Origin of the sequence: Corynebacterium sp. (assembly GCF_030535495.1) — a bacterium.
In the GTDB taxonomy this organism is placed as follows: domain Bacteria; phylum Actinomycetota; class Actinomycetes; order Mycobacteriales; family Mycobacteriaceae; genus Corynebacterium.
In genome coordinates, this window is record NZ_JAUNRW010000065.1 from 1 (window position 1) to 12595 (window position 12595).

Below are 12595 nucleotides of genomic sequence, written 5' to 3' on the forward strand. Positions count from 1 at the left end.
CGATGTCCGCGCGCTGGCGGGCGGCGTCCTTCTCGGAGATCTCGTGCAGCACGCCCTCGCGTTCGCGGTATCCGATGAGATCGCCGTCGACGTAGAGACGCCCGGCGGTGACCTTCTCCAGGTGGTTGACGCACCGCAGGAAGGTCGACTTGCCGGAGCCGGAGGGGCCGATGAGGCAGGTGACCTCACCGTGGGGGACCTGCAGGTCGATGCCCTTGAGCACCTCGAGGGAGCCGAAGGACTTGCACACCTGCTGTGCGTCGATCATGAGGTTGGTCATGTCAGTTCTCCTTCACAACCGAGACGTTGCCGGGGACTGTACCTTCGGCATCGGCCAGTGCCGCCAGCTGGCGGGCGGTGAGTTCGCGGCGGGCACCCTTCTCGAAGTGCTTCTCCAGGTAGTGCTGGCCCACCATGAGCAGGGAGGTGACGGCCAGGTACCAGGTGGCGGCCACCAGCAGCATGGGCACCGGGTCGAAGAGGGCGGCGGCGATGTCCATGGAACGGCCGTAGAGCTCGAGCGTGTAGGGCACGGCCACCACGAGTGAGGTCGTCTTGAGCATGGAGATGAGCTCATTGCCCGTCGGCGGGATGATGATGCGCATGGCCTGCGGCATGACGGTTCGCCGCATCGTCATGGTCCAGCTCATACCGAGGGCCTTGGAGGCCTCCATCTGGCCCTCGGGAACCGAGGAGATGCCAGAGCGGACGATCTCGGCCATGTAGGCGGCCTCGTTGAGGCCCAGGCCGAGGACCGCGAGGAGGAAGGCGTTCTGCAGCATGGTCTGCAGGTCGATCTCCGCGAAGCCGACGTTGATGGACTGGTACAGCGAGCCGAGCAGGCCCCAGAAGACCAGCTGGACATAGACCGGCGTGCCGCGGAACACCCACAGGTACACCCAGGCCACGCCCCGCAGCACCGGGTTCGGGGACATGCGCATGACGGCCAGCGTCGCACCGAGCACCACGCCGATGAGCATGGCCAGCACCGTCAGCGCCAGGGTGTGCAGGGCGGCGGTGGCCACGCGGGTGTCGAAGAGGTAGGCGCGGTAGGTGTCCCAGCCGTAGGCCTCGTTGCGCAGCGCGCCGATGACGAACCACGCGAACAGCGCCAGCACGATCGTGGCGAGGACCCAGCGGCCCGGGTGCCGCAGCGGTTTCGCCTGGATGGGAGCGGGGGTGCTCATGCGATCTCCTTCTCGTTGATCATGGCGCGGTCGATGAGACCGGTGGTCACGCCCCACTGGGCGAGGATGCGCTCGTAGTCGCCGGTGTCGATGAGGTGCTGCAGCGCGGCCGCCATCGCCGGGCCGAGGGGGGAGTCCTTCGGCACGGCCCAGCCGTAGGGGGCGGCGTCGAACATGTCGCCGGTCAGCTCCAGTCCGCCCTCGGAACGCTCGACGGCCCAGGCGGTGACGGGGGAGTCCGCCGACAGTGCGTCGGCACGCCCCATGAGCGCGGCCAGGGCAGCGTTGTCGGAGGTGTCGTAGGACAGGACGGTGATGGGTTCCTCGCCCGCCTCCTCACAGGCCGCCGACTTGGGGCGCACGTCATCGGTCTCGGAGACGGTGGTGCGCTGGACGGCGACGGTCAGCCCGCAGGCGTGGTTCGGGTCCACCGGCTCACCTGTCGGCTGCGCCCACTGGATTCCGGCGTAGAGGAAATTGACGAAGTCGAAGTTCGCCCGCCGCTCCTCATTGTCGGTGAACCCGGAGGTTCCCGCGTCGAGGGTGCCGGCCTGGACGGCGGGCAGGATCATGGCGAAATCCTGCTCCACCGCGCGGAACTCCAGGCCCATCACCGCGGCCGTGGCCGCCGCGAGATCCATCTCCAGGCCGATGATGGAGCCGTCGGAATCCTTCAGTTCGAACGGGGCGAACGGCGGATTGGTGCCGCCGTCCAGCACGCCGTCGGCCGCCACCGACTCCGGTACCAGCGCGGCGATCTCGGGAACCTCGGCGGGGATGATCGGCTCCCAGCCCTCGGGGTGGCCGTCCTCGACGTTGGTGACGCAGCCCGAGATGCTTATCGACGCCACGACCGTCACCGCCGCCAGCAGTGTCCGGCCGCGCATTATGCCGGCTGCTCGGTGGCGACGATCTCGGACTCGCGGCGGGTGTTGGCCACCCGGTCGGCGATGATGAAGGTGGCGACGACACCGCCACCGAGGGCGATGAGTCCGACGACGGCGAGGACGTTGTCACCCGGGGGCAGCAGATCGGCGTCGCCGGACTGCCACGGCCACAGGGAGCGCAGCGATCCCAGCATGAGACCGGCCATGAGCGTGAGCGTCACGGTGCGGTGGTTCTCCAGGGCCCAGGTGAGGATCTTGACGAACAGGGCGATACCGACCAGGGCACCGGCCATGAAGGTGAAGATCACCGGCCACTCGCGGTTGGACAGCGAGCCCATGATCGGGGAGTACAGGCCCACGGCCAGGAGCATGTAGGAACCCGAGATGCCCGGCAGCACCAGTGCACAGACGGCGACAGCGGCCGCCACGAAGACGATGAGCAGGGAGGGATCCTCCCGCGGGGCGGAGACGAAGCTGGTGCCCAGGAAGCCGACGGCTGCGGCAACCAGGAAGAGCGGGACCACCATTCCGGCCCGGCGGCGCAGGTCGCGGGGATCCATCATGGCCAGTGGCACCCAGATGGAGACGGCGACCATGCCCAGGAACAGGGCGCGCGCGTACTCCGGGGAGTTCTCCACGAAGTTGTGCAGCACCGTGGACAGGGTGAACACGGTCAGCACCATGCCCACACCGATGGCGATGAGGAAGGCCCAGTCGACGCGCCGGAACTCACGGCGCAGCAGCTGGTTACCGGTGTTGAGGGCGCGCTCGTAGATTCCGACGACGAGTGCGACGGTGCCTCCGGAGATACCCGGCACGAGTTCCGCCATGCCGATGAGTCCGCCACGGATGACATTCGCCAGGACGTGCAACGGGGTGCGCGGCGTCTTGGCGGGGTAATGATGGGTGGTCGTCATGGCCACTCACATTACGGCACCACCCCGGGCAGGACGTGACAGCCCGGAGGATGGTGCCGCTCACATCAGTTCTCCTCGGGGATCATGGAGATCGCACCACAGGGGCACTCCTCGGCGCAGATTCCGCAGCCCTTGCAGTAGTCGTACTTGAACTCGTACTCACCGGCGGCGAGCTTGGTCACCGCATTGTCCGGGCACACCCCGAAGCAGTTGTCGCATCCGAAGCAGTTGCCACACGACATGCAGCGGCGGGCCTCCAGCAGCGCGGAGTCGGCGTCGAGTCCCCGGACCACCTCGTCGAAGGTGGAGGCGCGGCGCGCCCCCTCGAGGCGTTCGCGCACCTGGTGCGGGGCCTCCGAGTAGTACCAGGTCTCCATGCGGTCGAGGGTCGCGTCACCCGGCTTGACCGCCGGGGTGTAGGCCTTACCGCGCAACCACCCGTCGATGTAGCGGGCCGCCTTCTTGCCGTGGCCGATGGCGACGGTGACGTTCTTCTCACTGGGCACCATGTCACCGCCGGCGAACACACCTGCGCGGCCGGTCATCATCTGCTCGTCGACGGTGACCACCCCGCGGATGATCTCCACACCCTCGGTGCGCTCCAGCAGGCTGAGATCGGATTCCTGCCCCAGAGCCATGACCAGTGAGTCAGCCGCCAGGTCCTCGTACTCACCGGTGGGGGTGAGGTTACCGTCGGCGTCGATGGCCATCTTCTCGATGGTGATCGTGCCCTCGTCGACGTGGTTGACGGTGGACAGCCAGCGCATGGTGATGCCCTCCTCCTCGGCCTCCATGACCTCGGAGTCGTGGGCGGTCATGCGATCGCGGGTGCGGCGGTAGAGGATGACCGATTCCGTGGCGCCCAGGCGGCGGGCAGTACGGGCGGCATCCACCGCGGTGTTGCCGCCGCCGTAGACCACGACGCGACGGCCCAGCAGGGGCACCGCACCGGCCTCGGTGTCGCGCAGCAGGTCGACCGCGTTCATGATGGAGGCGGCGGACCCGGCGGGAACCTCCACGTTGCGCCCGAGTTGGGCACCGACGGCGGTGAAGACGGCGTCGAAAAGCTCGAGTTCGGCGTCGACGTCCGAGACGGTGACACCCTGCTCGAAGGTGACGCCGAGGGCGGCGATGCGGGCGATCTCGGCGTCGAGAATGTGCCTCGGGAGGCGGTAGGAGGGGATGCCGTAGCGCATCATGCCACCCGGCTTCTCTCCCTGGTCGCGGACGGTGACCTCATGGCCCAGGCGCGCCAGGTGATAGGCGGCGGACAGGCCGGAAGGGCCGGAACCGACGACGAGGACCTTCTTGCCCGAGGGGTCCATGAGGGGCTCGACCTGCCATCCCTCCTCGATGGCGCGGTCACCGAGGAAGCGCTCGATGGCGTTGATGCCGACAGCCTCGTCGACCTCCGCACGGTTACAGGCGGTCTGACAGGTGTGGTAGCAGACGCGACCCATGACGGCCGGCAGAGGATTGTTCACCATGATCTCGCGCCAGGCGGCCTCATAGTCACCCTCCTCCGCGTGGTACAGCCAGCCCTGGATGTTCTCACCCGCGGGGCAGGCCTTGTTGCAGGGCGGCAGAAGGTCGACGTAGACGGGACGTTCGCTGCGCCAGGAGCCGGTCTTGTTGGCCAGCGAGGAACCGGTCTGCAGGGTGATGGCGAAGGGCATGCCCAGGTTGGCGGTGCTCACTTGTCGTCTCCTTCGAACGTGACGAACTCATCGAGGGATTCCTCGTCGATGAGGTTGTAGCGGCGGATGTTGCGCTCCGCCAGACGCTGCAGGCGCTCGATGACGGCGGTGTCCGCGCCGGGCTTGAACAGATGCGCGTATCGACGCTGCAGCTTGAGGTAGTCCTCGACCGGTGCCGGACGGCGGATCTTCTTCACCGAGGTGATGTCGCCGTACTCGGCCTCGAAGACGGGGAACAGCCCGGTCTGGGTGGCCAGGCGGGCGAGCTTGATGGTGTCCTTCGACGCCGAGCCCCAGCCCAGGGGGCAGGGCACGAAGACATGCAGGTAGCGGGCCCCGCGGAGCTCCATGGCGCGGGAGACCTTGTACTCCAGGTCGTGCAGGTCGGCGACCGTGGCGGTGGCGACGTAGGGAATCTCGTGCGCCATGGCGATCCGCGGCAGGTTCTTGCCCTGGCCGAAGACGTTGCCCGGCTCCGCGCCCACCGGCTGGGTGGTGGCCGTGCGGGCCGCCGGGGGAGTGGCACCGGAACGTTGGACACCGGTGTTCATGTACGCCTCGTTGTCGTAGCAGATGTAGAGGACGTCGTCGTTACGCTCGAACATGCCGGACAGCGGTCCGAAACCGATGTCGACCGTGCCGCCGTCACCACCCTGGGCGATGACGCGGACGTCCTCGCGTCCCTTGGCCTTCAGCGCCGCCGCCACGCCCGTGGCCACCGCCGGGGCGTTGCCGAACAGGGAGTGGATCCACGGCAGGTTCCACGAGGTCTCCGGGTAGGGCGTGGAGAAGACCTCGAGGCAGCCGGTGGCGTTGCAGGCGATGAGCTGGCCGTCGGTGGCCGCCACCGCGGCGTCGAGGGCGTAACGGGCGCCCAGCGCCTCGCCGCAGCCCTGGCAGGCGCGGTGCCCGGAGGTCAGAGAATTGAAACGCTCCGGGCCGGACTGGATCGACGCCAGCTTGTCCTCGATGAGGCGGTTGCCGATGGCGAACGACCCCACCTGGTAGAACTTCGTCTCCTCGTCGCCGGGGATCTCGGTGGCGGGGAAGCTGGGCATGGGCAGCGCGGTGGTGTAGCGGAAATCAGACATGGTCAGTTCTCCCTGGCGGCCAGGTCACGGAGCATGTTCTCCGGGATGGCGCCTGAGCGGCGGTGGGTGGTCTCGCGGGCGAGTTCGGCGTCGACAAGCTCCTGGTCGAGGTCGAGGAAGGTGGTGTCCTCCACGTCGTCGACGACCGCGCGGTCGAGGTAGGCGTGCAGGGAGGCCTTGGTGATGTCGCGCCCGCCGAGGCCCGCGATGAGCTCGTGACAGATGAAGCGCTTACCTCGCATCGCCGCGCGGCAGTGGGAGGAGACGATGCCGCCGATGCCGACGGAGAACGCCTTCTCCAGCACGATGAAGCGGGTGCAGGTGCTCAGCGCCTCGCGCACGGCCGCAGACGGGAAGGGGCGGAAGGACACCAGCGAGAGGACGCCGATCTTCTCCCCGTTCCCGCGCCGTTCGTCCACGACGTCGCGCAGGGTGCCCGTCACCGAGCCCAGGCAGACGATGATGGTCTCGGCGTCCTCGGTCCGGTAGTGGTGCATGAGCCCGCCGGAGTCGCGGCCGAAGATCTCCCGGAACTCCCCGCTCACGCGCGGGATGACGTCGAGGGCCTGCAGCTGCTTGTGGTGGGCCAGGTAGCGGACCTCGGTGAAGGCCTCGGGGCCGACCATGGCGCCGATGGAGATCGGCGCGGCCGGATCGAGGACCTGGCGCGGCTCGTAGGGCGGAAGGAACGTATCGACGTCCGCGCGTTCCGGGATGTCCACCTGCTCCATCGCGTGGGTGAGGATGAAACCGTCCATGCACACCATCACCGGCAGGGAGAGTTCCTCGGCGATCTTGAAGGCCTGCACGTGCAGGTCGGCGGCCTCCTGGTTGTCGATGGCGTAGAGCTGCAACCATCCCGAGTCACGCTGGGACATCGAGTCGGTCTGGTCGTTCCAGATGTTGATCGGGGAACCGATGGCGCGGTTGGCCACCGTCATGACGATCGGCAGCCCCAGGCCCGAGGCGTTGTAGACCGCCTCCACCATGAACAGCAGGCCCTGGGAGGCCGTGGCCGTGTACGAACGCGCGCCGGCGGCGGACGCCCCGATGGAGGCCGACATCGCGGAGAACTCGCTCTCCACGTTGACGTACTCGCACGTGCCCAACTCGCCCTTCTTCCACATGGCGGACAGCGCCTCGACGATGTGGGTCTGCGGGGAGATGGGGTACGCGCAGATGACCTCCGGGCGGCACGCCGCGACTGCCTGGGCGACCGCCTGGGACCCTTCGATCTGCTTAAGCATGGGCTGACTCCTTCGACTCCTGCTGCTTCGAGATGACCAGGTCATAGGCGGCCTGGGCGGCGGCGACGTTCATTTCTCCCACCTTGCCGGGGAAACGCGCCATGATCGCGTGCGAGACCGACTCCATCCGGTACAGGCCGGTCAGTGCCGCCACACCACCGAGCAGGACCGCATTGGGAACGGTGCGCCCGGTGTACTCGCGGGCGAGGTCGGTGGCCGGGATCGTCATGAAGTGGCCCGCCGGCTGCCGCGCTTGGAGATCCGACAGGCCCAGTTCCGCGCTGCGCTTCGAGGAGTTGATGAGCACGTAGCCGTCGTCCGCCAACCCGGAGAAGACGTTGAGAATCGGCAGCAGCGTGCGGTCCTGCACCACCACCAGGTCCGGGGCCAGCACCGGCTCGCGGGTGCGGATCGGGGTGTCACTGATCCGGCAGTACGCCACCACGGGCGCGCCGGTTCTCTCCGACCCGAAGGAGGGGAACGCCTGCGCGTGGCGACCCTCCTCGAAGGCGGCCATCGCTATGAGGTCGGAGGCGGTGACCACGCCCTGTCCGCCTCGTCCGTGAATGCGTACTTCGACCATGGGTCCTACTTTAAGAGCCGACGGTGCCGAATGTGCGGTAACCGTGTGGCACGCTGGAGATCGTGCGCAGGTTCAACCTCTTGTTTGCTGCCGGATGGGCAGCTGCCCTCATGACCGCCGTCCCGACCGCGTCGGCGGCGACGGGCCCGGTCGTCGTCTTCGGGGACTCCTATGTCGCGTCGCCGGACCAGTTCCTCAACTTCGCCAAGGACAGGGAGGGCTCGACCCAGCTCGTTCCCGCCGACTACCCCCGCGGCGGAACCGGGTGCCTGCAGTCACCGGACAACTGGCCGCGCCGCCTGGCGGCGAACACCGGTCGGGAGGTCACCGACCTGTCGTGCAACGGGGAGACCTCGCGCAGCGTGCTCGAGCGTATCGACGCCGCCGTCAACGACCGTCATCTCCACCCCGGAGTGAGCGCGGTGCTGCTCGCTGTCGGTGGCAATGACTACAGCAACTACGGCTACCGGGAAGGGGCCCGTTCCAGCGACCGCGACGCCATGCAGGATCGTTTCAGCGATCATCTCGGACAGGCCGTGGAGGCCATCCGCAGCGCGGCGCCCGACGCACGGGTCATCGTCACTGGTCTCCCGCAGATCACCGACGGCCGCACCCTGTGCCTGCTCCACACCATTCCCGGAACACCCCTCGGTATCCCCTTCCCGGGGCAGCAGCTGGAGACGGCCATCCGCGACATGCAACGCGCCGGGGCCCAACGCCACGGCCTGGATTTCGTGGACAACTATGCGCTTACCGCAGGTCATCACACCTGCGCCCCGGACCACGAACGCTACGTCGCCGGGCTGGTCGACTTCACCAGCCCGCCCTTCGAGATGGCCCTGCACCCGACTGATCTGGGGGCGGAGGCCCTGGCGCGCAACAACGCCGCAGCCCTCGAGGCGTAAGTCCCCGGGAAATGGTGCCCTCGGTGGGACTCGAACCCACACTGAACGGGTTTTGAATCCGTTGCCTCTGCCAATTGGGCTACGAGGGCGTGCCGGATCAGTGTAATCCATGCGCGGCCCGCGCAGACAATCCCCCTGGCTACACTTGGAAGGCGTGACTGAGAACAACCGCCTTCTGCTCATCGACGGGCATTCGATGGCCTTCCGCGCCTTCTATGCCCTGCCCGCCGAGAACTTCTCGACGACCGGTGGTCAGCACACCAACGCTGTCTACGGTTTCCTCTCCATGCTGGCGAACATCCTCGCCGAGGAGCAGCCCACGCACGTCGCCGTGGCCTTCGACGTCGGGCGTCAGACCTTCCGCACGGAGATGTTCCCGGACTACAAAGCCCAGCGTGAGGCCTCCCCGCCGGAGTTCAAGGGGCAGGTCGACATCCTGCAGGAGGTGCTGGGTGATCTCGGCATCCAGACGCTGAGCATGCCCAACTACGAGGCCGACGACATTCTGGCCACCCTGACCACCGCCGCCACCCCGCTCGGTTTCGAGACCCTCATCATCACCGGTGACCGTGACTACCTGCAGCTGGTCAATGATGATGTCACCGTCCTCTATCCCATGCGCGGCGTGTCCACCCTGCACCGCTTCACGCCTGCGGCCGTGGAGGAGAAGTACGGTCTCACCCCCGCCCAGTACCCGGACTTCGCGGCGCTGCGCGGCGACCCGTCCGACAACCTGCCGAACATCCCGGGCGTGGGGGAGAAGACCGCCACCAAGTGGATCCAGCAGTACGGCACCCTGGACAATCTCCTCGAGCACGCCGAGGACATCAAGGGCAAGGCCGGCACCAGCTTCCGTGAGCGCCTGGACCAGGTCCGGCTCAATCGACAGCTCACCCACATGCTCACCGACATGGAACTGCCGGTGGGCCCGGATGATCTCACGCTGCGCGCCGCCGACGTGGCGAAGGTCGCCGCGCGTTTCGATGACCTCCAGTTCGGCGCCAACCTCCGCGAGCGGATCCTCGCCGCCGTGCCCACCGAGGGTGCCGTCGAGGAGCCCACCCAGGAGCTTGCCGAGCTCACCGTGGACCACACCCCGCTGTCCGAGTGGCTGCCCGCCCGCGCGGGTCAGGGCCTGGCGATGTATGTCGTCGGCGACGGTTCCCCGAACAGGGGAGATGCGCGGGCGGTGGCGATCGTCGATCAGCAACGGCACGCGGTGAGCGCCGAGATGGCCGAGCTCACCCCGGAGGACGAGAAGGCCCTGGCCACGTGGCTGGCCTCCCAGGACCCGAAGTACCTGCACGAGTCGAAGGCCGCGTTCCACATGTTCGCCGGGCGCGGCATGGAGCTCACCGGGGTCACCCACGACACCGCCATCGCGGCCTACCTGCTGCGTCCCGGGCAGCGTACCTACGAGCTCAAGGACATCTACCAGCGGCACCTGCAGCGCCAGCTCAGCGAGCCGGAGGGGCAACTCTCCCTGCTCGGGGACACCTCGCTGGTGGATTCCGCGGCAGCCGTGCTGGAACTCGCCGAGGAACTCACCGCCCGGCTGCAGGACATCGCAGCCTACGAGCTCTACGCGGACCTGGAGCTGCCGCTGGCGGGCATTCTCGCCAGGATGGAGGCGACGGGTATCGCGGTGGATGTCGATACGCTCGAGGAGCAGCTGGCCACCTTCATCGAGCAGGTCAAGGAGGAGGAGGCGGCCGCGCGAGAGCTCGCCGGGGACCCGAACCTCAACCTCTCCAGCCCGAAGCAGCTGCAGGTGGTGCTCTTCGACACCTTCGGCATGCCCAAGACGAAGAAGACCAAGACCGGGTATTCCACCGCCGCCTCCGAGATCGAGGGGCTGGCCGCGAAGAATCCGCATCCCTTCCTGGATCATCTCCTCGCCCACCGCGAGTACCAGAAGATGAAGACCACCCTCGAGGGCCTGATCAAGACGGTGCAGCCGGACGGGCGCATCCACACCACCTTCAACCAGACCGTCGCCTCCACCGGGCGGCTGAGCTCGACCGATCCGAACCTGCAGAACATCCCGGTGCGCACCCCGGCGGGGCGCAAGATCCGTTCCGCCTTCGTCGTCGGCCAGGGTTACGAGTGCCTGCTCACCGCCGACTACTCCCAGATCGAGATGCGCGTCATGGCGCACCTCTCCGAGGACCCGGGGCTCATCGAGGCCTACCAGCAGGGCGAGGACCTGCACAATTACGTCGGTTCCCGCGTCTTCGACGTTCCCATCGACCAGGTCACCCCGGAGCTGCGCCGTCGCGTCAAGGCCATGTCCTACGGCCTCGTCTACGGGCTCTCCGCCTTCGGCCTGAGCCAGCAGCTGTCCATCCCCGCCGGGGAGGCGAAGGGCATCATGGAGAACTACTTCGAGCGTTTCGGCGGCGTGAAGCGCTACCTGGCGGAGGTCGTGGAGAAGGCACGGAAGGACGGCTACACCTCGACCCTCTTCGGGCGCCGCCGCTACCTGCCGGAACTGACCTCCGACAACCGCGTCGCCCGCGAGAACGCCGAGCGCGCCGCGCTCAACGCGCCGATCCAGGGCACGGCGGCCGACATCATCAAGGTCGCCATGATCCGCGTCGACCGCGCGCTTATCGACGCCGGCGTCACCTCCCGCGTCCTCCTCCAGGTCCACGACGAACTCGTCGTCGAGGTCGCCCCCGGGGAGCTCGAGCAGGTGCGCGAGATCCTCGAGCGCGAGATGGACTCGGCCATCACCCTGCGCGTCCCGCTGGAGGTCTCCGCCGGGGCCGGGGAGAACTGGGATGAGGCGGCGCACTGATGGCTATTCCCGTCAGTGAGGCACGAAGGCGCTTTCTTCGCCTCATCACTCAGGTGAATGACGATGATTCGGTCGTCGAGATCTCGTCTCGCCGCGGAGACGCCGTACTGATGTCCAGGGGTGGGTACGAGTCACTCCTGGAAACTGTCCATCTCATGCGTTCCCCGGCCAATGCCCGCCATCTCCTGGACAGCCTCGCCGAAGCCAAGGTCAGGGATTCAGGGCCGTCAGATCAGGGATGACCTCGAACCCGGCGAGTTGCTCCAGGGAGTGGGAGGTGGCCACCGCGACGACACTGCAACCGGCCCGCCTGCCCGCCTCGAGCCCGGCGGGGGCGTCCTCGACGACGAGACACTCGGAAGGATCCGCCCCCAGGCGGTGCGCAGCCAGCAGGTAACCGGCGGGATCGGGCTTGCCCACCTCGACGTCCTCCGCGGTGACGAGGACCTCCGGCACCGGCAGACCGGCGGCCCGCAGGCGTGCCGTCATCAGTTTCCGCCCACCGGAGGTCACTGCCGCCCAGCGATTGCGGGGCAGGGACTCCAGTAGTTCGCGCGCCCCGGGCAACGCCACCACCGAGTCGAGGTCCGCCATCTCGAGGTCGAGGAGGCGGTGGTAGGCGGCGTCGATAAGCTCGGGTGCGATGAAGTCCGCGAGCGTGTCCTTCGCGCGGCGACCGTGGCTGACCCGGAGAATGTCCTCGGCATCGAGATCGTTCTCGGCGGCCCACGTGCGCCAGGCGCGTTCGACGGCCGGGGTGGAATCCACCAGGGTGCCGTCGATGTCGAAGAGCCAGTACATCACAGGGTCGAGTAGTACTCGTGGAGGGCGGCCGGGTCCGACTCGACTCCGTCGAACTCATCGAGGATGAGATGCCAGCCCACGGCGTAGTCCACCGCTTCTTCCCCCACCAGTCCTTCGTGGGTGAGGCGGATGTTTCCCTCGCCGATCTTCCAGGTGACGGAGGACTCGGGCAGGCCCGGCCAGTTCCAGGTGTGCACGAGTGCGCGCGGCGGATCGGAGTGGGTGACCTCGCCGGTGGCGCGGCCCTCCTCCCCGAAGTCGTAGGTGACCGTGTCCCCGTCGACGCGGGCGGTCACGGCCTGCCAGAGCTCCTCGACGGAACCCGGCAGCGAGCGGTCGAAGCGGATTGTGCCGTCCGAGACGGAGCCGGCACCGGCGGGTGTGATGTCCGGGCTGAGGTTCACGCGCATTCTCCTTGCCTAATGGGTTGTGGTACCCGCCAGGCTAGCGCTTTTCCGCCACGAAGATCGCGGTGCC

13 protein-coding genes and 1 tRNA gene are annotated in these 12595 nt (G+C 67.7%); 3 read left to right on the plus strand and 11 right to left on the minus strand.

Annotation, left to right across the window (positions count from 1 at the left end):
* The 8 genes from Q4F73_RS08475 to Q4F73_RS08510 all read right to left on the minus strand — a co-directional run.
* A partial coding sequence (locus Q4F73_RS08475) for an ATP-binding cassette domain-containing protein (protein WP_303358918.1) occupies positions 1–280 on the minus strand: 280 nt, incomplete at its 3' end.
* A gap of 1 nt (position 281) precedes the next feature.
* On the minus strand, positions 282–1187 hold the full coding sequence (locus tag Q4F73_RS08480; protein ID WP_303358919.1) for an amino acid ABC transporter permease: 906 nt from the start codon (positions 1185–1187) through the stop codon (positions 282–284).
* Positions 1184–2074 carry an ABC transporter substrate-binding protein gene (locus tag Q4F73_RS08485; protein ID WP_303358920.1) on the minus strand — a complete coding sequence of 297 codons (891 nt, stop codon included), beginning with the start codon at positions 2072–2074 and terminating at the stop codon, positions 1184–1186. Before Q4F73_RS08485 ends, Q4F73_RS08480 begins: the two co-directional genes overlap by 4 nt.
* Positions 2074–2991, minus strand: coding sequence for a DUF368 domain-containing protein (locus Q4F73_RS08490; protein ID WP_303358921.1), 918 nt, complete (start codon positions 2989–2991; stop codon positions 2074–2076). The genes Q4F73_RS08485 and Q4F73_RS08490 overlap by 1 nt, the downstream gene beginning before the upstream one ends.
* A 65-nt stretch (positions 2992–3056) precedes the next feature.
* Entirely contained in the window at positions 3057–4688 is a 1632-nt protein-coding gene (locus Q4F73_RS08495; RefSeq protein ID WP_303358922.1) for an NAD(P)-binding protein, read from the minus strand.
* Positions 4685–5779 carry a thiamine pyrophosphate-dependent enzyme gene (locus tag Q4F73_RS08500; RefSeq protein WP_303358923.1) on the minus strand — a complete coding sequence of 365 codons (1095 nt, stop codon included), beginning with the start codon at positions 5777–5779 and terminating at the stop codon, positions 4685–4687. Before Q4F73_RS08500 ends, Q4F73_RS08495 begins: the two co-directional genes overlap by 4 nt.
* A 2-nt stretch (positions 5780–5781) precedes the next feature.
* Entirely contained in the window at positions 5782–7026 is a 1245-nt protein-coding gene (gene porA / locus Q4F73_RS08505) for a hypothetical protein (RefSeq protein ID WP_303358924.1), read from the minus strand.
* Positions 7019–7609: a 2-oxoacid:acceptor oxidoreductase family protein gene (locus Q4F73_RS08510; protein WP_303358925.1), complete on the minus strand. Its 591-nt coding sequence runs from the start codon at positions 7607–7609 to the stop codon at positions 7019–7021. The genes porA and Q4F73_RS08510 overlap by 8 nt, the downstream gene beginning before the upstream one ends.
* 62 nt (positions 7610–7671) lie before the next feature.
* Here Q4F73_RS08510 and Q4F73_RS08515 point away from each other — a divergent pair, with 62 nt between their 5' ends.
* A complete protein-coding gene (locus tag Q4F73_RS08515) occupies positions 7672–8514 on the plus strand; it encodes a GDSL-type esterase/lipase family protein (RefSeq protein ID WP_303358926.1) in 843 nt (280 codons plus the stop codon).
* 12 nt (positions 8515–8526) lie between these two features.
* Here the strand turns inward: Q4F73_RS08515 and Q4F73_RS08520 are convergent.
* A tRNA-Leu gene (locus Q4F73_RS08520) sits at positions 8527–8603 on the minus strand.
* Between the two features lie 20 nt (positions 8604–8623).
* On the opposite strand from Q4F73_RS08520, the gene polA reads away from it, so the two are divergent.
* Both polA and Q4F73_RS08530 read left to right on the plus strand, forming a co-directional pair.
* Positions 8624–11314, plus strand: a complete 2691-nt coding sequence (polA, locus tag Q4F73_RS08525; RefSeq protein WP_303358927.1) for a DNA polymerase I — start codon at positions 8624–8626, stop codon at positions 11312–11314.
* Complete coding sequence (locus Q4F73_RS08530) at positions 11314–11556, plus strand: type II toxin-antitoxin system Phd/YefM family antitoxin (protein WP_303358928.1); 243 nt, start codon at positions 11314–11316, stop codon at positions 11554–11556. Before polA ends, Q4F73_RS08530 begins: the two co-directional genes overlap by 1 nt.
* Here the strand turns inward: Q4F73_RS08530 and Q4F73_RS08535 are convergent.
* A complete protein-coding gene (locus tag Q4F73_RS08535; RefSeq protein WP_303358929.1) occupies positions 11525–12115 on the minus strand; it encodes an HAD family hydrolase in 591 nt (196 codons plus the stop codon). The two genes, Q4F73_RS08530 and Q4F73_RS08535, sit on opposite strands and share 32 nt — an antisense overlap.
* Positions 12115–12522: a hypothetical protein gene (locus Q4F73_RS08540; RefSeq protein ID WP_303358930.1), complete on the minus strand. Its 408-nt coding sequence runs from the start codon at positions 12520–12522 to the stop codon at positions 12115–12117. The genes Q4F73_RS08535 and Q4F73_RS08540 overlap by 1 nt, the downstream gene beginning before the upstream one ends.
* Positions 12523–12595 lie beyond the last annotated feature (73 nt).

Bases quoted from the DNA above. Each gene is read 5' to 3' on its own strand.
- porA (WP_303358924.1), bottom strand. From the start codon at position 7,026: ATGCTTAAGCAGATCGAAGGGTCCCAGGCGGTCGCCCAGGCAGTCGCG.
- Q4F73_RS08510 (WP_303358925.1), bottom strand. From the start codon at position 7,609: ATGGTCGAAGTACGCATTCACGGACGAGGCGGACAGGGCGTGGTCACC.
- Q4F73_RS08485 (WP_303358920.1), bottom strand. From the start codon at position 2,074: ATGCGCGGCCGGACACTGCTGGCGGCGGTGACGGTCGTGGCGTCGATA.
- Q4F73_RS08500 (WP_303358923.1), bottom strand. From the start codon at position 5,779: ATGTCTGATTTCCGCTACACCACCGCGCTGCCCATGCCCAGCTTCCCC.
- Q4F73_RS08530 (WP_303358928.1), top strand. From the start codon at position 11,314: ATGGCTATTCCCGTCAGTGAGGCACGAAGGCGCTTTCTTCGCCTCATC.
- polA (WP_303358927.1), top strand. From the start codon at position 8,624: ATGCGCGGCCCGCGCAGACAATCCCCCTGGCTACACTTGGAAGGCGTG.
- Q4F73_RS08535 (WP_303358929.1), bottom strand. From the start codon at position 12,115: ATGTACTGGCTCTTCGACATCGACGGCACCCTGGTGGATTCCACCCCG.
- Q4F73_RS08490 (WP_303358921.1), bottom strand. From the start codon at position 2,991: ATGACGACCACCCATCATTACCCCGCCAAGACGCCGCGCACCCCGTTG.
- Q4F73_RS08480 (WP_303358919.1), bottom strand. From the start codon at position 1,187: ATGAGCACCCCCGCTCCCATCCAGGCGAAACCGCTGCGGCACCCGGGC.